General features: G+C 30.2%; 16 protein-coding genes. 15 read left to right on the forward strand and 1 reads right to left on the reverse strand.

Going from position 1 to position 25194, the window contains the following annotated elements:
* Nucleotides 1–124: 124 nt before the first annotated feature.
* Genes LJD34_RS02635 through LJD34_RS02645 form a run of 3 tightly spaced genes read left to right on the forward strand, consistent with a single transcriptional unit; the run spans nt 125 to nt 2440 of the window.
* On the forward strand, nt 125–841 hold the full coding sequence (locus LJD34_RS02635; RefSeq protein WP_022001760.1) for a GntR family transcriptional regulator: 717 nt from the start codon (nt 125–127) through the stop codon (nt 839–841).
* Nucleotides 842–901: 60 nt separating this feature from the next.
* Complete coding sequence (locus tag LJD34_RS02640; RefSeq protein ID WP_022001761.1) at nt 902–1360, forward strand: COG2426 family protein; 459 nt, start codon at nt 902–904, stop codon at nt 1358–1360.
* Nucleotides 1361–1399: 39 nt separating this feature from the next.
* The gene (locus tag LJD34_RS02645) at nt 1400–2440 is read left to right on the forward strand and encodes a molybdopterin-binding protein (RefSeq protein ID WP_200765268.1); all 1041 of its coding nucleotides are present in this window, start codon (nt 1400–1402) and stop codon (nt 2438–2440) included.
* Here LJD34_RS02645 and LJD34_RS02650 read toward each other — a convergent pair.
* On the reverse strand, nt 2403–3284 hold the full coding sequence (locus tag LJD34_RS02650; protein WP_227359122.1) for a LysR family transcriptional regulator: 882 nt from the start codon (nt 3282–3284) through the stop codon (nt 2403–2405). The two genes, LJD34_RS02645 and LJD34_RS02650, sit on opposite strands and share 38 nt — an antisense overlap.
* 110 nt (nt 3285–3394) lie before the next feature.
* Here LJD34_RS02650 and LJD34_RS02655 point away from each other — a divergent pair, with 110 nt between their 5' ends.
* From LJD34_RS02655 to LJD34_RS02710, 12 genes are all read left to right on the forward strand, one after another.
* A complete protein-coding gene (locus LJD34_RS02655; protein WP_139939252.1) occupies nt 3395–4672 on the forward strand; it encodes an adenylosuccinate synthase in 1278 nt (425 codons plus the stop codon).
* 15 nt (nt 4673–4687) lie between these two features.
* Nucleotides 4688–6235: a glutamine-hydrolyzing GMP synthase gene (guaA, locus tag LJD34_RS02660; protein WP_227359123.1), complete on the forward strand. Its 1548-nt coding sequence runs from the start codon at nt 4688–4690 to the stop codon at nt 6233–6235.
* A 72-nt stretch (nt 6236–6307) separates the two neighbouring features.
* On the forward strand, nt 6308–6541 hold the full coding sequence (locus LJD34_RS02665) for a LacI family DNA-binding transcriptional regulator (RefSeq protein WP_117574450.1): 234 nt from the start codon (nt 6308–6310) through the stop codon (nt 6539–6541).
* A gap of 12 nt (nt 6542–6553) precedes the next feature.
* Nucleotides 6554–7321 carry a substrate-binding domain-containing protein gene (locus LJD34_RS02670; RefSeq protein WP_227359124.1) on the forward strand — a complete coding sequence of 256 codons (768 nt, stop codon included), beginning with the start codon at nt 6554–6556 and terminating at the stop codon, nt 7319–7321.
* A 440-nt stretch (nt 7322–7761) separates the two neighbouring features.
* Complete coding sequence (locus LJD34_RS02675) at nt 7762–9408, forward strand: helix-turn-helix domain-containing protein (protein ID WP_227359125.1); 1647 nt, start codon at nt 7762–7764, stop codon at nt 9406–9408.
* A gap of 175 nt (nt 9409–9583) precedes the next feature.
* Nucleotides 9584–10132 (forward strand): signal peptidase I, encoded by a 549-nt coding sequence (gene lepB, locus LJD34_RS02680; RefSeq protein WP_117480898.1) that lies wholly within the window; start codon nt 9584–9586, stop codon nt 10130–10132.
* A gap of 46 nt (nt 10133–10178) precedes the next feature.
* Nucleotides 10179–11342 carry a DUF5979 domain-containing protein gene (locus LJD34_RS02685; protein ID WP_227359126.1) on the forward strand — a complete coding sequence of 388 codons (1164 nt, stop codon included), beginning with the start codon at nt 10179–10181 and terminating at the stop codon, nt 11340–11342.
* 76 nt (nt 11343–11418) lie between these two features.
* Nucleotides 11419–12291 (forward strand): class B sortase, encoded by an 873-nt coding sequence (srtB, locus tag LJD34_RS02690; RefSeq protein ID WP_227359127.1) that lies wholly within the window; start codon nt 11419–11421, stop codon nt 12289–12291.
* Nucleotides 12292–12304: 13 nt separating this feature from the next.
* The gene (locus LJD34_RS02695; protein WP_107029345.1) at nt 12305–12967 is read left to right on the forward strand and encodes an FctA domain-containing protein; all 663 of its coding nucleotides are present in this window, start codon (nt 12305–12307) and stop codon (nt 12965–12967) included.
* A complete protein-coding gene (locus LJD34_RS02700) occupies nt 12967–15720 on the forward strand; it encodes a hypothetical protein (RefSeq protein WP_227359128.1) in 2754 nt (917 codons plus the stop codon). Before LJD34_RS02695 ends, LJD34_RS02700 begins: the two co-directional genes overlap by 1 nt.
* Before the next feature lie 35 nt (nt 15721–15755).
* Nucleotides 15756–17159, forward strand: coding sequence for an Rrf2 family transcriptional regulator (locus tag LJD34_RS02705; RefSeq protein WP_227359129.1), 1404 nt, complete (start codon nt 15756–15758; stop codon nt 17157–17159).
* A gap of 303 nt (nt 17160–17462) precedes the next feature.
* Nucleotides 17463–25193: a Cna B-type domain-containing protein gene (locus tag LJD34_RS02710; protein WP_227359130.1), complete on the forward strand. Its 7731-nt coding sequence runs from the start codon at nt 17463–17465 to the stop codon at nt 25191–25193.
* The last annotated feature ends 1 nt before the right edge of the window (nt 25194 follow it).

Raw genomic sequence — 25194 nt, forward strand, 5'->3', positions numbered from 1 at the left:
TAAAACCACAAGATTTTGAAAAGCAGTTTCAAATATCATGGCTTGAAATAAAACCGAAATTTGCTTCTTTTTCTTTTCAAAACATGTTTATATATGGTATAGTACAAGCCGAGGGGATGATGTTATGGTGAAAAGAAAACCACAATATGTCAAAATTAAAGAATATATTATTCAAAATATTGAAGATGAAAAATATAATGAAAATGAACAAATTGAAAGTGAACATGCTTTATGTGAACTTTTTGGTGTTACCCGAATGACAGTGCGCCAAGCTTTAACAGATTTAATCAATGAAAACATAATCTATTCTGTTCCTAAAGTTGGCTCATTTGTTTGTAAAAAATCCAGATTTAAAAGTTTTGATGGATTAAACAGTGTTACAGAAGACTGTGCTAAGAAAAAAGAAGATTGTACAAGTCATGTTGTTTTAAATGAACTTGAAGAAGCTACAGATTTAATGAAAAAAGAAATGGCTTTAGAAGATAATAAAGTATGGCACGTTAAACGTGTAAGACTTGTAAACGGAGAGCCTTTATGTTTTGAAGATGATTACTGTAATTATGATTTAACAGGAGATATTCCTTTAGAAGTATCAAGTACATCTTTATTTAATCATTTTGAAAATGATCTCAATTTACATATTGCTTTTTCCGATCAACAAATTGATGCGGTTTTAGCGGGTGAAGAACTAGGGAAATATTTACAAGTTGATCCGGTGACACCTTTGCTTAGAGTTTTATCGATTACATGCTTACATAATGGTAAATGTATTGAATATGGGTATACTTATTATCGTGTAGACAAGTATACTTTTAACCAAGTTGCATATCGTAGAAAATAAAAGGATGTTGTCAAATCCGTTTGGTTTGTTATAATGAGAATGTTAAAAAGGAGATTTTAGATGAATTATTTATATATTGCATTAATATCAATGGTACCTTTAATTGAACTTAGAGGAGCAATTCCTGTTTCTCAAGGGTTAGGATTACCAATTATTCCATCTTATATTGTTTGTATTCTTGCTAATATGGTACCTGTACCTTTTATTTACTTATTTGCTAGAAAGGTTTTAGTATGGGGTTGCGATAAACCAGTTATTGGTAAATTTTTCACTTGGTGTTTAGACAAAGGTGAAAGAGGTGGAAAAAAACTTCAAGAAAAAGTAGGAAGAAGTACTTTTGTTGCTTTATTATTATTTGTAGGAATTCCACTTCCAGGGACAGGTGCATGGACAGGAACACTTGCAGCTAGTATTTTAGATATGGATTTTAAATCAACAACGATTGCTGTTATGCTAGGAGTTTTACTTGCTGGTGTAATTATGATGGTGGTTAGTTTTTTAGGATTTTCATTAATTTAGAAGTGTTTTACGCTTCTTTTTTTGTAAAGGAGGACGGTTATGAATGTAGAAATTATTAACGTTGGAACAGAGTTATTACTTGGAGAAATTGTCAATACAAATGCAACTTATTTACAAAAAATGTGTAAGGAATTAGGTTTTAATGTTTTCTTTCAAACGGTAGTAGGAGATAATTCACAAAGATTTTTAGATTGTTTAAATATTGCTTTTAATAGAGGATGTGATTGTGTTATTACTACAGGTGGGCTAGGACCAACTGAAGATGATCTTACAAAAGAATTATCTGCAAAATATTTAGGATTAGAAATGATTTTTAATGAAGCAGAAGCCAAAAAAGTGAATGATAAATGCTGCTTTGTATCACAACTAGATCAAGTGACGGATAATAACTTTAAACAAGCTTATTTTCCTAAAGATTGTTATGTTTTAGATAATCCAATAGGAACTGCTAATGGGTGTGTGATGTCTAAAGATAAAAAAATGATTGTTAATCTTCCTGGACCACCAAAAGAAATGACATATGTTGTTGATCATCAACTTCAACCTTATTTAGAAAAATATCGTCAAGCTAAAATCTATACGTATGATATTTTAACTCAAGGTGTTGGTGAATCGGCAGCAGCTACTTTGATTGATGATATTGTTCAAAGTCAAAAAGATATTTCTATTGCTTTGTATGCTTCTGAAGAGTATGTAAGAATTCGTTTAGGAGTTAAAGCAAAACATCAAGATGAAGCAGATGTTTTAGTGAAAGAAACAAAAGAATTGATTGAAGAAAGATTAAAGGATTATCTTGTTGAAAATCCTAATTTATTTGAAGAAGTGATGAAAAAGATTAATGGTTTTACGATTTTAAATGAATGTGATTTTTCTTTAAGTGATTATTTTATTAATAATGGAGGACCTGTTTTTATTCATTTAACGTTAAAAGAACATGCTCTTGGAGAAATTGTTCATGTGTTATTAAAATATAAAGAAAAAGAAATATCTTTCGATATTCCTTTACTTGTTAAAGCAAGTCTTTCTTTATCTAAACTTGAATCTAAATTGATTTATCAAATTGATCAATTAATTCGATAAATTTTAAAGTAGCTTGTGATAAGCTTCTTCTTTTAAGATAGCCATAACCGATGCTTCTTGAAGGAAGAGGCTTTTTGAGTTTTAACTCATAAACTTTATTTTTATCTAAAAAATCATGAGAAAACTCTTTGACAACACAAGCATTTCCTAAATTAGCATGGGTAAATTCTAATAAAAGATGATGTGCTCCGAGTTCCATTTCGGGTTTTAATAAAATACCATGTTTCGCAAAATATTTATCAATATAATTTCTAGAATTACTTGATTTTTCTAAAAGAATAAGATTCTTTTTCGCAATTTCTTGATAGCTGTAAAGATGATCATCTTTTTCTTTAGAGATAAAGATATCATGAATTGTTAAACATTCTTTCATCGCTAGACTTTCATCATCAAAAGGAAGATTGATAAAGGCAAGATCAATCGTTCCATTTTTTAAATGTTCAACTGTTTCAATAGAAGTTCCATTGACAACATTGATTTTGATTGTTGGATAAAGATGATGAAATTGTTTTAATAAATCAATTAAGTAATTTTCACAAATTGAATCACCAGCACCAATATTTAACTGTCCTGAAAGTAATTCGTTATAATGAGAAAGTTCATTTTCAACGCTGGTAATTAAAGCAAGGGCTTCAGTAATGTTTTTATGAAGGAGCATACCTTCTTTAGTAAGAGTAACACCTTTGTTTAAACGAATGAAGAGTTGAGTGTTGAGTTCTTTTTCTAAAGCATGAATTGTTTGAGAAACAGCGGATTGGGAAATGAATAAATTTTTGGCTGCTTTTGAAAAAGATAGGGTAGAAGCCGCTTCGTTAAATATCTTATATTGTTCTAGTTTTATCATATTAGTACTCCTTATATCAAATATATTATATATTAATTTTACTTATATTAAAATATAGCATATAATAAAAATGTATGAAAAAGCCAATGATAGAAAGGTGGAAATGAATTATGGCTGGTGTAGTTGTTGTAGGAAGTATGTGGGGAGATGAAGGTAAAGGAAAAGTTACCGATTATCTTGCACAAAAAGCAGATGTTGTATGTCGTTATGCTGGAGGTAACAATGCAGGTCATACCATTGTTTATGGTGGTAAGAAATTTGCTTTGAAATTAATACCATCAGGTATTTTCTCTGGGCATGAAGTAATTATGGGAAATGGGATGGTTGTTAATCCTAAAGCATTTTTAGAAGAAGTGAAATATTTAAATGACGGTGGTATTGATACAAGCAAAATCAGAATTTCTGATCGTTGTCATGTGATTTTACCTTATCATCTTGAAATTGATGAATTACAAGAAAAGAGAAAAGGTGATAAAAGTATTGGAACCACAAAAAGAGGTATTGGACCTGCTTATGTAGATAAATATAGTCGTATTGGTATTCGTATGGGAGAATTCGTTGATGAAGAATTATTCTTAGAAAGATTAAAAGAAACTTTCCCAATGAAAGTTGCAGAATATCCTGAATTAAAAGACATGTTTACTGTAGAAGAAATTTTTGAAGAATACAAAGAATACGCTAAAATTATTAAGCCTTTAGTTTGTGATACAGGTATGTTATTAGATCAATATTTAAGAGAAGATAAAAAAGTCTTATTTGAAGGAGCTCAAGGAGCTATGTTAGATATTGATTATGGTACTTATCCATTTGTTACATCATCACATCCAGGAGCTAATGGGGTATCTGAAGGGGCTGGTATTGGACCTTTATATATCAAAGAAGCAATTGGAATTATTAAAGCTTATACAACTCGTGTTGGATCAGGACCATTCCCAACTGAATTAAATGATGCTACAGGTGATTTAATTAGAGAAAGAGGACATGAATATGGTACTGTAACTGAACGTCCAAGAAGAACTGGATGGTTTGATGCTGTAGTTGTTAATCAATCAAGAAGAATGTCTTCTTTAACAGGTATTTCATTAATGTTATTAGATGTTATGAGTGGATTTGATACAATTAAAATCTGTAAAGCTTATAAATTAGATGGTAAAGAAATTTATGGTTTACCTGCAACTGTTAAAGATATTGAAAGATGTGAACCTGTTTATGAAGAATTACCAGGATGGAAAGAAGATATTACACATGTAAAATCTTTTGAAGAATTACCTGTAAATTGTCAAAATTATATTCGTAAAATCGAAGAACTTGTTCATTGTCCAGTAAGAATGTTTAGTGTTGGACCAGATAGAGAACAAACAGTTGTTTTAAAAGATATTAAATTTTAATAAAGGAGGTCTTTCATGAAAAGAGAATTAGTCATTGTCATGGATTTCGGAGGGCAATATAATCAATTAGTTGCTCGTCGTGTTCGTGAATGTAATGTTTATTGTGAAATCTATTCTTATAAAACACCTTTAGAAAAAATTAAAGAAATGAATCCTAAAGGAATCATTTTAACAGGTGGACCAAATAGTTGTTATTTAGAAGATTCACCAACTTATTCTAAAGAATTATTTGAATTAGGTATTCCTGTATTAGGTTTATGTTATGGTGCTCAATTAATGCAACATGTTTTAGGTGGAAAAGTCGAAAGAGCAAATGTAAGAGAATATGGTAAATCAATTTTATTAGTTGATCAACCACAATCTAAAATTTTAAAAGATGTTCCTGAAACATCTACAGTTTGGATGTCACATTTTGATTATATTTCAAAAATTGCACCTGGTTTTGAAATTACAACACATACAAAAGATTGTCCAGTAGCATCTTGTGAAGATAAAGAAAAAGATTTATATGCGATTCAGTTCCATCCAGAAGTTTTACATAGTGAATATGGTAAAACAATGCTTTCTAACTTTGTTTTAGATGTATGTAACTGTGCTGGTGATTGGCGCATGGATTCTTTCGTTGAAGAACAAATCAAAGCGATCAAAGAAAAAGTTGGTAATGGTAAAGTCTTATGTGCTTTATCAGGTGGTGTTGACTCAACTGTTGCAGCCGTTTTACTTTCTAAAGCCATTGGTAATCAATTAACTTGTGTCTTTGTAGATCATGGTTTACTTCGTAAAAACGAAGGGGATGAAGTAGAAGCTGTCTTTGGGCCTGATGGAAATTATGAATTAAATTTCATTAGAGTAAATGCACAAGAAAGATATTATGAAAAGTTAAAAGGTGTGACTGAACCAGAAGCTAAACGTAAAATCATTGGTGAAGAATTTATTCGTGTTTTTGAAGAAGAAGCAAAGAAAATTGGAGCAGTTGATTTCTTAGTACAAGGAACAATTTATCCAGATGTTGTTGAAAGTGGTCTTGGTGGAGAATCTGCCGTTATCAAATCACATCATAATGTTGGTGGATTACCAGATCATGTTGACTTTAAAGAAATCATCGAACCATTACGTGATTTATTCAAAGATGAAGTACGTAAAGTTGGTTTAGAATTAGGAATTCCTGAATACTTAGTATTTAGACAACCATTCCCAGGACCAGGTCTTGGTATTCGTATCATTGGTGAAGTCAATGCTGAAAAAGTAAAAATCGTGCAAGATGCAGATGCAATCTATAGAGAAGAAATCGCTAATGCAGGATTAGACCGTTCAATCGGTCAATACTTTGCTGCTCTTACAAACATGCGTTCTGTAGGAGTTATGGGTGATGAGAGAACTTATGATTATGCAATCGCCTTACGTGCGGTTAATACTATCGATTTCATGACAGCAGAAGCTGCAGAAATTCCTTATGAAGTATTAAATAAAGTTATGTCACGTATTATAAACGAAGTTCGTGGGGTAAACAGAGTAATGTATGATATTACAAGTAAACCTCCAGGAACAATTGAGTTTGAATAATTGAAGTGAGATAGTTGGGGTTGTTATTGAAACAATCCCACTATTTTATATTCACTAAAAAGAAAAAATTCTATGAGTATTACAATTACACAAATCGCAAAACTTGCAGGTGTTTCTAGAGGAACCGTTGATCGTGTTATTCATCAACGAGGACGCGTTGCTCCCGAAGTAGAAAAGAGAATACGTGATATTATGGATGAAAATGATTATCATCCAAATATGTTAGGAAGAGCTTTAGCTGTTTCTAAAACACCACTTACAATAGGAATGATTATGATTGAAAAAGGAAATCCATTTTTTCAATAGATTCATTCAGGAATGAAAGAAGCAATCTCTCAATTTAGAGATTATCCAATTTCAGTTGATTTTAGACATATTAATGGTGTAGACGAAGAAGAATATTTAAATGTACTTGATGAATTAGAAAGCAAAGTAAATGCTTTAATTATAGCGGGATTACAAACAAAACGTATTGTAGAAAAAGTAAATCAAATTGCAAAAAAAATTCCTGTTATGACTTTAAATATTGATTTAGAAGATTCTTATAGAATAGGTTTTATTGGAATTGATGATTATAAAGCAGGAACTTGTCTTGCAGGACTTGCGCATAATCTAACAAGGTCAGGAGAAAATATTTTAATTCTTTCTGGTTCAAAAACAATTCATTCACAATCACAAAGAGTCAATGGATTTCTTGATACAATGAAACAATATCCAGAAATTCTATTAATTAATGTAATTTATACAGAAGATAAACTTGAAATATCAAATAAACTTTTAAAAGAAATGCTTTCAAAGAAATACTATAAGACAATTGTCATGGTAGATTCATGGCTTGCAAATGCGGGAGAAGTTATAGCACAAACAGGTTATGATGATATCAATATTTTTGGATTTGACTTAATGCCACAAAATAAGGAAGCATTAAAACAGGGGAAAGTTACTTATATCATTGATCAAAGTGCTTATATGCAAAGTTATGAATGTGTACATAAAGTATGCGAACATTTGATTTATGGAACAGAACTTCCAAAAGGAAAAAACTATCTTCCTATTCATATTTATAATAAATATAATCTAGACTGATTCTTTAGGTTTTACAAAAGATGAAATTGGATTTTTATTCTTAAGAATTATTTGGACTTTTGACTTTATTAATTAGTAATTTTATTTTAAAAGATTATAATGAGAAACATCATATTAAGTAAGTAATCTGAAAAAGATTGCTTATTTTTTTAATATCAACAAAAATCTATTTTTTGAACACAGTAGTTGTTTATGAGAAATTTTTTTCAGTTATTAAAAATAATTATAGTTATTTTTAGTAATATGTTATTATATTACTATATTGTGAATTTAATCTGTCTGTTATAGAGTATCATGTTATTAATGAAAAAATGCATTTTTTATATAAATCATAAAAAATTATTTACATTATGCATGGTCTATAAATACAATTATTAAATAACGCAATATTAATGATGAAAAGAATATCATAAAATTCGTGGGGGGGGGGGAGAGAATAGATGGTATTATTGGTACAAGAAATGAAAGATTTACAAAGAAAATTCCATTTAAAACTGTTAAGTGAACAAAAAGGATTGGATAATGAAATAAAAGGTATTAAAATCATAGAAGTTGAAAATATGGAAAAGTACATAGAAGGAGGAGAAATACTTCTTACAAGTTTTTTCATATATGAAAGTTGTACAATTTCTCAGTATGAAACACATATACAAAATTTGATAGATAAAGGTGTATCTGGATTTATTATAAAAAATAGTGGAAACATAAAAAATTTTAATATCAAACTAGATATACTTAAAAGATTATGTATTGAAAATGAGGTTGCCCTGTTTGAATTACTTCGACAAAATTATTATTGGGATATTATTAGATATATATTAGATAATGTTTTTGATCAAGAAATGGCATTATTAAAGTATCACAAAGTTACAAATGATAACCTTAAAGAATATATTTTCCACAAGGAGGCAACACCTAAAAATATTATAGAGCTTCTTTATACAATAATTGATAATCCAATTTCAATGTATTATGAAAATTTGAGTTGTCTTGCTACAACATATGAAGAAAAAAGTAGTTTTGATTTATTAGATAACATTAAAGAATATAGTCCAGAGATAAGATTGAGGTATAATTATTTAAAACAAGATGCTGGAAAATATAATCAATATATTATACCTATTACTTTTATAGGAAATATACCTATTAAAATTGTGATTGATGAAAAAAATAGAAAGTTAACAAATTTTGATTTTGTTGCGATTGAAAATGCGATTGATGCATTAAGGTATTCATTCACATTTGACTTTGCAAAAAACGAAATCCATAAAAAGTATCATCGAGATATTTTCTTTAATTTAGTAAATAGTCAGTTAAATTATGATGATACTACTGAAGCAGCCAATATGTTAAATCTTAAAGAGGATGCTTATTATCGAATTGTATCATTTCATTCTATTCCAGAAGATCAAAAGGAAAAGTATTCTTTGGAACAATTAGATGAAGTTGACATTATTGCTAATGAAATATCAATGTTTTATCCTAAAGAGCACATCTATAAAAATGTATCTCAAATTGTTATGTTACAAAAAATGGATTCTGATAAAGAGGATGATGCTAGTATAAGATGTTTAAATGAACTGATAGATATTGTAAAAAAAAGTATCAGCAAAAGAGATCAAAACACAAATTTTAATGTTGGTGTAGGAGAAATCGTTAAAGGATATAGAATTTTAAAAAACTCATATAAACAATCAAGAATAGCAATGAAATTTATGAAAATAGCTAGAAGGATTACTGGAGATATAAATAAATCAATTGTTTATTATTCAAAATTAGGAATATTCCAATCCTTTATTGAATTGGATGACATAAATAAATTAAAAAAATATGTACCATGCACAATTACTAAACTTGATAATTATGATAGAAAACATAATACAGAGTTATTACATACTTTAAATTCATACATAAGAAATAATTTAAGTGTCAAAAAGACATCTCTAGATTTAATGATTCAATATCGATCAGCTTCTTATCGCATTAAAAAGATAAAAGAGATTACAAATATTAATTTTGATGACAACATAGAATTACTTTCATTACGGAATGGATTAATCATTTTTGATATAATACATAACATGTAATAAAAAACAATGGACAAAAATATTGTTCGTTGTTTTTTATTACACTAAATTGACAAAATAGCAGTAAAAGGTTTGCCTATTTAGTGCATTACTTTTTTTCTTGTATGGACATACAATAATAGTGTCAAAGAAATAAAACCTTACATATCCAAGTTTATTAGAAAGAAAGGTTGCTATGAATGAAACAAAACAAGAAATGAATAAGATTCAAGAAATAAAAAAGGTAAATAAATATTCATTCAAAAAAGATTTAATTTTTTTACTCCTTAAAATTTTATTAATAATTTGTGTAATGTTTTTGATATTTTCATTTGTTTATGGCATTGCTAGAACGAATGATATATCGATGAAACCAGCAATTAAAGATAGTGATTTAGTTTTATACTATCGACTTGATAAAAACTTTGTTTCTGGAGATGTGGTCGTTTTTAAAAAGAATAATCGAATAATGATGTCAAGGGTAGTTGCAGTTGCAGGTGATCAGGTTGATATCACTAAAGATGGTCTGCTGATTAATGGAGCTGTTCAAATATCTCAAGATATTTATTCTGATACTACTCAGTTTAAAGATGGAACTGATTTTCCTCTTACAGTAGGACAAGGACAGGTTTTTGTATTAGGTGACAACAGGACTGTTGCTTCGGACAGTCGAATCTATGGGTGCCTTAACATCAATGATATTAAAGGCAAAGCCATAGCGGTTATTAGAACTAGAGGTATATAAATAAAAGTTCTTTAATCATTAATAGAAAAACAGGGAGGACAAAAAAATGAATATCAAACAATCGATTAAGAAAATACTTGCCTGTGCAACGGCAAGTGCAATGACATTATGCTTAACGATGCCAACTGCTTTTGCAGATGATACTAAAAATAATGCTAAAGAAGCGTATATCAGTAAAACTTATAATACTGAAGTAGGAAAAGCTGAAACATTTAGTTTTACAGCAACACAAGTAACTGGGGAAGGACTTGTAAGTGATTCACTAAATCCTACAATGCCAAGTATTTCATTTACTGCTGATGAAACTGGAACAACAAAAAAGAGAGCTCAAATTACATTTCCTACTTTTAGTCAAGAAGGTAAATATGAATATACAGTGACTGAATCATCAACATTAAGTGATCCTGTTGACGAATCAAATGCACATGAAAAAATGATCATGTCACAAGCTGAGTATAAGATGGACGTATATGTTTTTAATAATAATGGGACATATGAAATTACAAAAATTATTGTAAACAAAACAAAAGACGATAAAGGCAATGATGCTACTGGTAAAGTTGATATAGGTGATAGTGGTACAAATGGATTTAATTTTACCAATACATATGTACAAGAAGGTGGAACAGGAGAAAATCCTAAAACACCAGATCCAACTTATGAAAATGATGGTTCTTTTGATGTTTCTAAAACTATTGTAGCAAGCGAAGAAGGAGCAACTATAGATCCTAATAAAGAATTTACATTTACTGCATCATTTGTTTTTCCAACAGGAACTGATAAAGATACTTTAGGTGGTATTAAACAAACAATTGATACAACAACAAAAGATGTTGAATTTGCAGAAAATAATACTTATACATTTACATTAAAACATGGACAAAATATTAAATTTATTAAAATTCCAGTAGGTACCAGAGTAACAGTTACTGAATTAGCTACACCTAACTATAAAGGTAGTGCTACAGTAGAAATGAATGACATTGAAGAGTCTACTTCAACTTCTGCTACAAAATATAACGAAAATCTTACTATTTTAGATAAGACTATTGGACAAAAAGATAATAAGATTTCTGTAACAAATACATATAATAATGTACCAACTACAGGTATCATCATGAATACTTTACCATATGTTATGATGATTGCTTTAGGCGGAGTTGCATTATTAGGATATATTTATTTAAAAAATAAAAAATATAGCGATTAAATAAAATGAAGGGATGACAGTTTATTTAACTGCATCCCTCTTTTCAATATATACAATTAGGAAAGGAAGATAAGCAATGGATAAATTAAAAAAAATGATTAAAAATTTTATCCAAATAACTGATCATCTCGTAGATCTTATCGCTTTGATTCTTATTCTTTCAATGATGTCTTTATCTGGGTACATGTTATGGGACTCAAATCAGATATATGAAAAAGCTGATGCAAAAGTTTATGAACCTTACATGCCAACAAGAAATCATAGTAAATCTTTTAAAGAACTACAACAAATTAATAATGATGTCATTGGGTGGCTAAAGGTAAATAATACGCATATTAATTATCCGCTCGTTCAATGTGAAAATGACGATAAATATATGAATACGGATGTAGAAGGCAATTATTCATTAAGCGGGTCTATTTTTTTACATGCAGAAAATAATCCGCATTTTACAGATTTCAATAATATTATTTATGGACACCATATGGAAAAACATATGATGTTTGGAGACATTGGAGAATTTACTAATCAAAATTTTTTCAATAAACATCATTACGGAAATCTTTATTATGATGGCATAAATCATGGTATTGAATTTATTGCGATTATGCAATTGGATGCATATAACGAAAGAGCATTTAATGTCTGTATAAGTGAAGAAGCAAAACAGGAATATATCAAATTGATTGATAGTAATTCACTTTATAAAAGAAATGTACAAATAAGTCCAAATGATCATCTTGTTATTTTGACAACTTGTACTTCTGATATGACAAATGGACGAAATGTTTTGGTAGGAAAGATAACAAATAAGACATATCCAGAAAAAATAAAAAAGAACAAAGGAATTGGAATTGATATTTTAAATAATAATACTTATTTAGAATTGATATTAATACTAATTGCTTTGATAATTGCTGTTTTTGTTAAGAAAAGAAAAAATAATTGAAAGGAAGGATAGTATGAAAAAAATAATGTGTTCAACTCATTATAAAAAAGTAATTTTACTATTTTTCGCAATTTTTGGATTTATGATTATGATATTAAATAATCAAAATCCTATATATGCTTTGCAAAATGACCATACTGTTTTAATACCCATAAAACAAGTACTTGATACAAATGACAAAGATAATAGTGTGGAGTTTACATATGTTCTGAAGGCGGAAAAAAGTGGAAGTCCTATGCCAGCAAATAGTGAGGGTAAGGAATATAAATGGATAATGAGAAATGATTCTCATGTTAATTTAACCATAAATGTCAATCAAGAGGGATCATTCAACTATAAAATATATCAAGAAACAAAAGACATAAATAGTTATGTTATTGATCATCATATTTATTCATTATGTATTAAAGCAAATAATGATAACAATGATTTGATTACGATTACAACCGTAACAAATGAAAATGGTGAGAAAGTGGAAAATGTTACTTTTAAAAATCAATTTAAATCATTTGATACAGATACACAAAATAAAGAATTATATATGTTAAAAAATAAAATAAAAACAGGGGATTCTTATTTGACAGGAAGTTATATGTGTATGTTTCTTGTTTCAAGTGTTATTTTGATTCTATTTATAATAAAGTTTTCAAATAAGAAGAAAGGAGATGTTAAATAATGTTGAATAAGATACAACAAAAACATTTAAAAGTGATTTGCATCTTCTTTTTGACTTTTACACTCGTTTTTTCTATGTTTAAAACAGTTTATGCAGATAATGTTGATGTTTTGAATGCTCCAGAGACTGTCAGTGTTCAAACTTTAGAAAATGAACTTAAAACAGCAACAAACGAAACAAATACAGATCGAGTAAAATATGTCGATGTAAAAGGAAATCCTATTGAAAATGCACCGACAACAATTCCATTTGGAACGATTTCCGACCATAAAGATTTAAAAATCACAGGAAAGAATTATGAATTCAAAAGTGCAAAAGTAAATGATAAGGATTGCGTTTACATAGGAAAATATGAAAACACAATTTATTACAGTACAGATGGAAATATTGCTATTAAACTCGAAGATGATCAAAAACTTATCATGACCTATCAGGAATACTATAATATTACAGTTAAAGAAGATATCCCAGAAGGTGGAGTTGCTGGAACGATTACTACAAAAGAAGGAACATTGGATACTTCAAAAACCGTACGTGTAAATGCTGGAGATGATTTGAATATTACGGTTACACCGGCAGTAGTAAATAAAATAAGATATAAAATTTCTTCGGTTGAATCCCAAAATAATTCAACAATCAATAGAAGTTCTGGAGATGAATATGGAGCAGCATATACAATTCAATTTCAAAAAGATGATGTAATAACAATTGCTTATAGTAGAGAAGGAGTCTATCGTGTAACGATAAATAAAACAGCAAATGATGGAACAAAATATCTAAATGAAGAACATAGCAAGGATGCACTGAATTTTACTTTTACAGAAAAGGATTTGGATGCTGACGGTGCAATTAGAATACCAGTTATTCATACAAAAAGAGGATATCGTTTAATAAATATGGCGATAAATGGTACAACTTTAGCAGAAACAACAGACAACCATAGAGAAATTCCAACTGAAAAAGGGATTGGTCATGGGATAACAATGGATGCAAATTGTGGTAACACGTCTTATCTTGTAACCGTGGTGATGGAGAATAGTTATACTACGAATTTTGGTGATGAAAAAAATTGTTCTTACGCATACTCTATTAAAGTGAAACCTAGAAGAGGAAGCTGGCAGGATATAAATTTAAATCTGGTTCCGTATGCAATAGGGGAACAAGTATTAACTGCAAAACTATATACAGATGGACATAGAAGTGGTGATGGACTAGATGTGGCAATGTGGAATCCTGACACTAAAAAACTGGATCCGATTCAAGACAGTGACACAGTAAATATGGATTCTGTTGGAAGTGGCGCTGAAACACTTCATAAAAGACAAGTAAGAATTTTTTTCGCGAAAAGTAAAAACGGATATTCATCTCCTATTGGAGCTTATAAGGCATTTGCGAATGAGGGCTCAACAGGTGGAAAAGTAATTGCGGAAACAGGAAAGGTTGCTCAGTTATCAGCTACCACAATGGGGGAAACAGGTACTCTTGAAATTTATGATAAGATATGGCAAGAGGCAAAAAATGCTGCACAGGCTGCAGGATATACGGAATATGTAGCATTTGCAGGAGAAAAGACACTCAATACGGATTGGGAAATGTATGTAGTGAGTTTTACAACGGCTGGAATAGATTATTATGTACATTATAAATCAGGACTGGAAGATGATTTAGCGGTTAGTAATATTCCGGATAACCAGGAATTATGCAATAATAGACCAATGCATTCTTACGGTAATAATCCGTCAACAGCCAAAGGAGGAAGAAAAATAGGTGTATCTTTTACAGTTGGAGAAGGCAATGAGGAACCGATTTGTAGTGGATATGAGTTTTTAGGATGGAAATTACAGAAAAAAGATGGAACGCTAAGTAATGAAACTTATCAAAATAAAGATGTATTTACGGTTTCGTTGGATAATATTGAATTTGCCGATAATATGAATCTTCCTTTTTGTTCAAGCAATAATAGGCAAGGTTATCAATTCGTTGCACAATGGAAGAAAATAGGAAGCAGGAATGTTATTGTTAATCATTATTTGAAGATACCTGATGGAAATGAAAAACTCAAAAAGACAACAGAGGGGTCAATTACATTTGCTGAAGATAATGAAACAGTAACGGCAATTTCTATTCCTGAAAATGATGGAACTTTTCCGGGCTATGTCTTTGATAAGGATGATACTCGAAATGAATTAGAAAAAGAAGTTACTAATGATGACTCAACTGAAACGATTAAATTGAATCTTTATTATAAGCCTACTACATTGACGATAAAAAAATCAGTTGAAGGATATATTTTAGATGAAAATAAATCCTACAACTTTATTATAAAAGCTACTCCTCCCTCAAATGATTCAGGAAAAAGCTTAGATTCTGCAGATATTTATATAGGTCAAGATAAAAAAATTACTTTTACAAACAATCAAGCAACATTTGCTTTGAAAAAAGATGAATCAATTAATTTAAACTGTTTACCAACAAAGTGGACTTATACAATTACTGAATCAGATCCTGGCTCTAATTTTAAAGTTTATTATAAGCTTAATGATAGTTCAAAATCCGAAGGAAAAACTGTAGATTGCATTATGGATAATACAGGTAAGATGACGGTTGAGTTTATTAATACTTCAACAATCGCACCACCAGAAACAGGAATTTCATCTAATGAAAAAGAATATTTAGCTATGATGATTGTAGGTTTAGTTTTATGTTTTGTTATGTTGTTCTATTTAAAAAATGTAAAAAGAAAGAAAATGTAATTAAGAAAATAAATTCTTAATTTAAGGTAAAAATTATGCAATTAACAAGTACAACAGATTATGCTATTCGAATTATAAGTTATCTTACTGAAAAAAACGGAAGTGCTTCAGCTAATGAATTATCGGATGAACTTAATATACCAAATAATTATATTCCAAAAATAATAAAAAATTTAAAAAATAATCATTTGATTAATGCAACAGAAGGCATGAAGGGAGGTTATTCATTAGCAAAATCTTCCGATGAAATCAGTTTATATGATGTCATATCTTCGACAGAGGTGACAATGGCAATAAATAAATGTTTAGAAACCAATGGTGTGTGTTCAAGAAATTGTATTGGTACATGTCGAATAAGAAAAATACTATTTAATTTACAAACATCATTTAATTATAAACTTCAAAGTATAACATTTAGAAATATATTAAATGATGAAAGTAAACAAAATCAGTATCTTTTGTTAAAAATTGATTTAAATACAGAAAAAATAGAAATTATTAATAGAAATAACATCGATTATGATTTTCTTGACGATATTAAAATATATACAGAGTTCGTGACTGAATTTCTTAAGCAATGTGTTTGTAGAGAAGATAAATTTTTAGTTAAAGATTTTTTACTAAAATCAATAAACGATAATTTTGATTATCAAGATATTGATATCAGATTTAAAACAAATAATAATTCATGTATGAATATCAATAAACACATCAACCAAAATATTATGTTTCTTACGTTTAAAACAGTAAATATTTTTACAACAATTGATACTAGAATTAATAGGTCTTCTTCAGAACAAAATGATATGATTGAAAATGAATTTTGGAATATGATTTCATTGTTGGAACTAGTGTTGGCTCATAATAAACTGGAAGAACCTCAAAGTATTCATAATATTTCTTATTTCACTGAACAGATTTATAAAGAGGTGCAATTAAATTATCCCAAATTAAATATATCAGATGAAGAAATAGAAAATGTTTCTAAACTAGCAACTATTCATGATATTGGTAAACTTTTCACACCATATGAAATTCTTAATAAAAAAGGTAAACTAACAAAAGATGAAATGGATATTATAAAAAAGCATCCTTTAAACGGTGCAAACATGGCATTAAAACTTCCTAAATGCGGAAAAGCAAGTAAACTTGTCCAATATGCATATAATATTTGTTTGTATCATCATGAAAGATATGACGGCCAAGGATATCCTAAAGGACTTATTGGTGATGAAATTCCTCTTTGTGCACAAGTAGTTGGACTAGCTGATGCCTATGATGCATTAATCAGTGAACGTCCATATAAAAGAAAAATTAATCATGGTGAGGCTGTGAGAATGATTGTTAATGGTGAGTGTGGAAGTTTTTCACCAAAAGTTATTCTTTCGTTTATTATTGCTTCTATGAATAAAACGTGGATTGAAAAAGTAAGTAAATAATTTAAATATTAAAGAGTAATCTAATTTTGTAAATTATGATTGCTTTTTTTATTACATTGCTTTTTACACATAGTTTACAAAAAATGCATGAATTCTTTTCCTATTCTGTGCATTATAGAAAGATTGTGAATATATTAGAATAATATTCAGAAATAATTATTATTTAAGATAAATTTTGCAATTTTATAAAAAAGCCGATATAAGAGGTAGCGTATAACTAAATCATCAATCGCTTTATTGTAGAAAAACGAAGATATCTAAAATTTTAAAAGTTTTCTAGTTTCAGGAAGTAAGGTGATTTGTTTGTTAAACAAAATTAAAAAAATAATTTGTATAGACATAATGGTTTGGGTATGTGTTATCTCTTTGTTTTTACAAACTGTTGTTGTCTATGCGTTAAATTCATCTGATGATTCAATTTCAAAGGAAACTATTGTTGAAAATAACACAAGCTCACAATCAGATGATTCAATAGATATCAGTGATATTTATGAAAATAATTTAATAAAAATTTATAATACAAAACAGCTTCAAGCAATTGGCTCAAATTCAATTGTTACATCTACAGATAATGATGAAAGTAATTACGGTACTGGTCAACAAATTTCAGTAAATGATGAATATATAACATATTCTCTTTCTTCCAAGTATCAACTTATGAAAGATATTTCATTAAATGGAAATGACATATGGACTTTACCAAGCGACTTTACAGGCACATTTAATCATGGAACTGTAGATGAAAATTCAACATTGTATGATTCATCAACAGATACAATCTATATTTATAATGATTATCAATTAAAAATTATTCAATCGGATAATTCTGAAAATGAACCTGTCATGTCTCAAGATATGTTACCAGAGTGTGTTGGGATGGGACAACCTGTTTATTCAGATAATAGTTCTAATTATCTAACTTATAGCAAATCACATAACTATGTGTTATCGAAAAACTTTACAGGTGAGATGCCAGAAACTAAAGCAAATCAAATATCAAATATAAGTACTGAAAATTGTGAAGGACGAGATTTTAATGGTCAAGTTGTTAAAACGATTGGTGACAAAACTTATATTCTTATAGGCAATGAAGAACAGTTACGAAAAATAGGATCTGATGAAACTGTTTATGGTGCAGTTTATCAAGTTTATTTACATGCTGCCAATTGGTATGTAGATGAAGATGAAAATGGTAATCCGATAATGCTATATGGTGGAGATGCTGATTTAAAAAAATCTCAAAATGGTAATGCAAATTTTGAATTTGGAAAAAATAATATACATGATAAGGATAAAAAACAAAGTAAATATAGTTTGTATCCATATGTATGGGGAAGATGTGGAGTCAATCAATCTACTGGTGAAATTGATCCAACATTGGATATAGATAAAGCTACCAATCAAAAATATTCAACAAATGCTAATTACATTATCTTTAGAAATATTGATTTATCTAGTGATAATTGGACACCGTTGATGTTTCAAGGAACAATGATTGGTTCAAAGGGCGATGGTAAATCAACGTTATGGAATAATGATACTAGCGTTATCGATTATAGCAAAGCGACTGATTTAAATATAGGAGAAAAGCCTGTTATTTCTAATGTGAATGTTAGTCAAACATCTGAGTTGGATGTTGGAAAGCAAATGGGAGTTGGTTTCTTTGCTACATTATCAAACGAAGCAAGTAGTAGTGATTTGGGATTAAGTAAAGGAACTGTAACTGTAAAAAATCTTAAATTCAATAATATAACTGTTGATAATGAAACAACAAAAACAAAATTTGATCAAACGTTAATAAATGGATTAATTAGAACTTTAGGATCAACATTAGGAGCACTATTAGATGGATTAACATGGTTACTTACTTTTGGAAGTGTTGATGCTGGATTAACAAAAACACTCAGCAGTATTTTAAATGCTCGTAAGAATGACCCAACAGCTTTAGCTACGGGATGTTTTGCAGGTCGTGTAGTGGGGGATGTAGCAATATCTGACTGTGAACTGGATGATGTGAAAGTAACAAATGTCAATAGTAATACAGGTGGATTTATTGGATATATTTCAGGAAAGACGGAGTATGATGGTTTATCAAAAGGATTAGGTGGAACGGCTACTCTATTGGCAAAAATTTTAAATGTGATTCCTGGTCTTGGCTTAGGTGATTTGATTACTATTCTTTTAGGAAACGCTATTCCAGTAGATAAATTGATTCCTACAAAGTATATCAATGCCTATGTTGAAAATTGTTCAATCAATAATTTAACAGGAAATATAGGAACAAATAATGATAAGATTGAAAATTCTGGTGGATTTATCGGTCAACAAAAAGGAACTGTCGTAAAAGATTGCCAAATTACAAACAGCAACTTCAATGTCAAAGCTAATAATTATAGTGGCGGATTTGTAGGATTAGCTAGAGATGATGTCATAGAAGGTACCTTATCGGGTGCTTTAGATATAGAAACTCAATTGCCTAAAATGAATCCTGAAAATTTGTTTTTAAATTGTTCAGTATCTGCGAGTGATTTGACAATTTCGGGCAATGGATATCAAGGTGGTTTTGCTGGAGCAATGGCCAACACGTCGGCTATAAATTGTAATGTTAATGTTAGTGATAAATTAACGGTATCTTCCGGTGGAGATAATTCTGGTGGCTTTGCTGGAATCGCAACAATTGGATGGGTTGCTGATTTAGGAAAAGGTGATACGAAAGATAACTTATTAGGTGGAGTTGTTGACTTAGTTGTGAAACTTTTAAGCAGTAATCAAAATGCAACATCATCATTACTTTCTCTTGCTGGTGTGAGTCCTTCTCATATATTAGGATGTCAAATAAATGCTCCATGCAGTGTTGAAGGAAAAAATTACACAGGTGGATTGATAGGCAGAGGTGATGGTGTTTATCTTACAAAATCTAATACCGATAATTTAAGTAAGGTTTCATATTTTAAAAATAATATCTTTTCAATGGATGGAATCGAAGAAAAAAATATCATTATTAATGGTTTGAAATCCGTGGATGGTGAAAATTGTGTTGGTGGTATTTCTGGCTCAGTGGGAACAGCAAGTGTAGCAGGACTTTTAAATACAACTTTAGGTGTTGCAGAATATTTAGGATTTAATGCTAATTCTATTTCACTTACTGGTTCTACAGAAGGTATAACTATTGGTGGTAAAGGAAAAAGAGTTGGTGGTGCTTTTGGTGAAGCAATCGGTGGTTCTATTAGTTCGGTTACAGTAACAAATTTAAATAATATTTCAGGAGAAAATATTGTAGGTGGATTTATAGGCGTATCTGGTCCAGGTGATCTTGCAGGAACTGATAATGGTTTGACAGTAAATCTTTTAGGATTAAATTATATTTTAAAATTAAGCAGTCTTCTTTCTTTGGGACAAGCAGTTGAAGTCAATATAGATTCTTCGTCTGTAAGTGGTATTAATTCTGGATTTACTGTAGAAGCTACGGGATCAAGAGAAGATAATTCAACAACTGATTATGTAGCAGCTGGATTTGTTGCTAAAAGTAATAGTACAAAAATAAATGATGCAAAAGTTAATAATTTGAAAACAGTAACTTCTACAGATGATGGAGGTTACTCTGGCGGATTTATTGGTATTTCAAAAACAGGCGGTTTAGCTGAAGTTGGAGATGAAACAGAAATAAAAAAATTGATTTCGGCTAATGGATTATTAAATGCTGTAGGATATTTAATTCCGTCATATCAACAATGTTATGTAAGTTATGTAGATAATGGTGGTGTACGAGGAGATATTGCAGGAGGATTTGTTGGAGATTTCCAAAGTGGTATTGTAGAAAATGATGAAAATAATGCTTATGCAATACAAAATATTTCATATGTTAAAGGAAAAACTTATGCAGGGGGCTTCGGTGGAAAGGTTTATTCTGGAGCTTTAGCAGATTCAACAAAAGGAATAAGTATTTTAGGCGGTTTAGCAGATTTGAATATTCAAATCTCTGATTTATTGAGTTTAATACAGGTTTATATTCCTATTATTAAAAATGCTGGTGTTCAATCTAATGGATTGGTCGTTAGCTGTGATACATATAAGTCAACGGATTTAAATTCAGGTAGTGCTGGCGGATATATAGGTTATGGTAGTGCTGTAAGAGTTTCTAATAGTAGTGTAACTAAGTTAAAACATACAACAGTAAAAACACCTAATGCAAATATTAATGATACAGACAGTTCTTCTTATTTTGGAGAATCTTCAAGTTATGCCATTTCAGCACCTAAAAATGCTGGAGGCTATGTAGGAAAATTAGATATAGGTTCTACGGCATCTGTTGGTGGTGGATTGAAGGCATTGGGAACAAATATAAATTTGGCAAATATTTTATCTGCGTTAGATGTAACAGCTTCTAAAATTGAAAATTCAGATGTAACTGGTGCGGTTGGTGGTTTTTCTGTTAAAGCAAATGGTTTGGATGAAAATAAAACAATTGGTAATGCAGGTGGCTTTGTTGGAACTGATTATGGTTCACAAATTCAAAATAGTAATGTCAATAATTTCTCTTACATCATAGGTCAAGAAACTGCTGGTGGTTATGCAGGAAATATTCAACCAGGAAGTGTTGCAGATGTATTAGGTAAAACGGAAATCTTAAAAGGATTAATTTCAGTAGATAGTTTAACAAGTGTTCTACAATCATTTATTCCTATGATTTATAACTCTCAAACTACTTGTATTCCTTGTGGTGGAGCAGTTCGTGCAGATGCCATAAGTAATGAATCATTAAAAGGATGTGCAGGTGGTTATGTAGGATATAACCTTGGTGGGCGTATTGAAGGTAATTCTACAAGAAAATGGAATGGTGAAATACCTACAGTTCAAAAAGAATGTGCAGTCTATAGATTAAGAGCTGTTTATGGATATGAATATGCTGGAGGATTTAGTGGCAGAACGGATTGTGCCAATACAGTTGATACGGGAAATATCAGTGTTCTTTATGGACTCATTAATTTAGATAATCCATTATCAGCTTTGAGTGCTGTTTATCCAACTGAAACGAATACAGCAACTTATGGACCACTTCGAGGTTTAACAACTGAAGTATGGAATTCTTGGGTAAAAGCAGTAGGAGTCAATGGTGCTTATGGTAAAAAATTCCAAGAACTTGGAGAAGTTGATAATCAAGACGAGTTAGATAAAATTATTGATCAATATGCCTATGGCTATGAAGTAAAAGCTGGAAGAACAAATGCTGGTTCAAACGATTATCAAGGCGGCATTGCTGGTGGTTATGTTGGTCAAATGAATGGAGGAGAAGTAACTTTTGCTAATGCTAGAGATTTAAAAGATGTTACAGCTTTAAAAAGCAGTGGAGGTTTTGCTGGTGAAATGATTTCAGCAGGAGTTGCGAATGTTGGAGATATAAACTTAGGTAATAAATTAAATGTGGTAGGCTCACTTCCAATATTGCAAAGTTTCATTCCAGTAGTAAAAACTTCATCTGTTACAGGCTTTCAGTCTGGAGCAACGATATCTACAACAGGGACAGATTTTGATAATGATGAAGGCAACAGTGGTGGTTTTGTTGGAAAAGTTGTTGGTGGAAAAATAGAAGGAACACAAGATCAATATTGTTTGGCTGATCAATTAAAAGTAATCAACGGTAGTCAAAATGTCGGTGGCTTTGCTGGTAATATTCAACCAGGAAGTGCTGTGACTTTGAATACTTCATCCAATACAGGATTATTATCAAAACTGCTTAAGTATTTATTAGGCAATGCAGGAGATCTTGCCAAAGTATTGAATGCAACTCTTTCAATAGTTGACTATGCTAAGGTGGATGCATGGAATGATTATGGATTAAGTGTTAACGGTTCATATACATTAGAAAACGATGAAACTACAAAGTATGCAAAACAAGTAGGTGGTTTTGTAGGTAATGCGGGAGGAGCAATTTTTGGTGATAAAGATGCAACTTCAGTGAGAGTTGAGGTAAATAATATTAGAAATGTTGTTGGTGGAAGAGATGTTGGTGGGTTCTTTGGATTGGCGGATGTTTCTTCTGTTGCTCAAGTTGGAAATGATGATTCTGATCAAATTCTAAATCTGATTAAATTAGGAAATATTGATGTATTAGATGCCTTTAGAACTTATGTTTATCAAGCAAAAGTAACTGGATCAAATGATAATGGACTTTCAGTATGTGCAAATGATGAAAGTCAGGAAGGAACATTGGACAGTAAAGTACAGACAGGAAATGCAGGTGGATTTGGTGGAAGCTTGCTAGATGGTTCAATAAAAAATTCGAGTGTTACTGGATTAAATAAAGTCAAAGCTAAAAACTATGCCGGTGGTTTTGTTGGTCACATGGGAAAGAGTGGTGTGGTTGATCTAGATGAAGCTGGTGTTGGTACAGGAAAATTATTAAATGCCACAGCTGGTGTCTTAGATATTTTTGGTTCTCATAGTGACAACTGTTCAGTTATTGGTATTCCAGTTGGATTTACTATTTCAAGTGAAAGTGGTAAGGAACCTATTTCTGGTGGTTTTGTTGGTTATGCTGATTTAGGAAGAATGAGCAATTGCAATGTAGAAAACATAAAGAAAGTGGCTAGTGATCAAATAGCAGGAGGCTTTGTTGGTAAAACAAGTTTTGAATATTTAGCTAATATTGACTTAGGTTCTAGCTATTTATTGGATCCGATACTTTCAATCGTCAATAAACTTCTAGATATTCTATATGTGGGAGATTTAGAAAATGTTGGCCTTATAGATATCAATTTAGGTTCACTATTAAAATTACAAGTTTTAGCTAAAGGAAATGCTTTATCAGTTACTTTGTTAGGATTAACTATTTCAGTAGTACTTGATAAAGATAGAGGAGATGGAACAAGTGACCTGGCAAAAATAACAATTGGTGATTCTTATATAGAAATCCCATGTTCAAATATTGATGGAAATCATATTGCTGACAGTGAGAAAGAAAATATTAAAGTAGGACTTATCAAATCAAACAGAACAAAAGTAGATGGATGCTCGATAACAGGTATTCATGATGGATATGATGTTTTTGGTGGAAAAGCAAATGATTCACATGATGGCAGTGAAGAAAATGGTCAAGCAGGTGGATTTATTGGTTATAACAATGAAGGATTGATTGAAAACAATGAAATGTATTTAGCTGATACGATTAGAGGAACAAGCAATCAAATAGGACCTTTTTCTGGAACAACGTCTTTAAATTCTAGTTATGACTTTAATACAAAGAAGAATATTGAAGGTAAAGATAATACGTACAGGATTTATAGAACAAGAAGTGATTCCTTGATTGATATTATAAAAAATTCATCTTTGTATAGTAAAAAGGATTCAGATTTTGATAATTGGAACATCTTCAAAATAAGGCATTATGATAAGGTACAAAAATATGATGATTTAAAAGATGCCAAATTATCTGATGAATCAAAAAGTGAAACCGTTGATTTAAATGCCTATGTCTCTCCAGCAAAAGCTGTATTGATGGATGATACAGAAGTATCTGATAACGAAGATGGTACAACACCGATTCCTTCAGATACACAAGATCCTTGTAATGAAAAGATAAACATTACCATCAATAAGTTATGGAAAGATTTAAGTGATAAACAAAAAGAACGTCCAGATACTATTACAGTGACGTTAACAAGAACATATATGAAAGGAAGTGAGGAAATATTAGAGAAAGTAGGGGATTATACTTTATCAGCTAATGATGTAACTGATTCTAAAAACACTTGGCAAACAATTATTAAAGGATTAGATGCCTATACAACATTAGATGATGGAAGTAAAGCTTATTATACTTATTCAGTTACAGAGTCCGAAGTAGAAAATTATATAACGTCTATTGAAGAATCTGATGATGGATATACGTTTACGATAACAAATAAAGATATGCCTCTTTTACCAAACTTAGGTGGAAAAGGAACAATGTTATTTGTTTTAGTAGGTATAGTAGGTGTATTAGCAGTTTTGTTATCGTACAAAAAAAGTAAAAAAGCGAATAATATTAAAGAATAGA

This window comes from Faecalibacillus sp. MSK20_93, assembly GCF_020589945.1.
In the GTDB taxonomy this organism is placed as follows: domain Bacteria; phylum Bacillota_I; class Bacilli_A; order Erysipelotrichales; family Coprobacillaceae; genus Faecalibacillus; species Faecalibacillus intestinalis.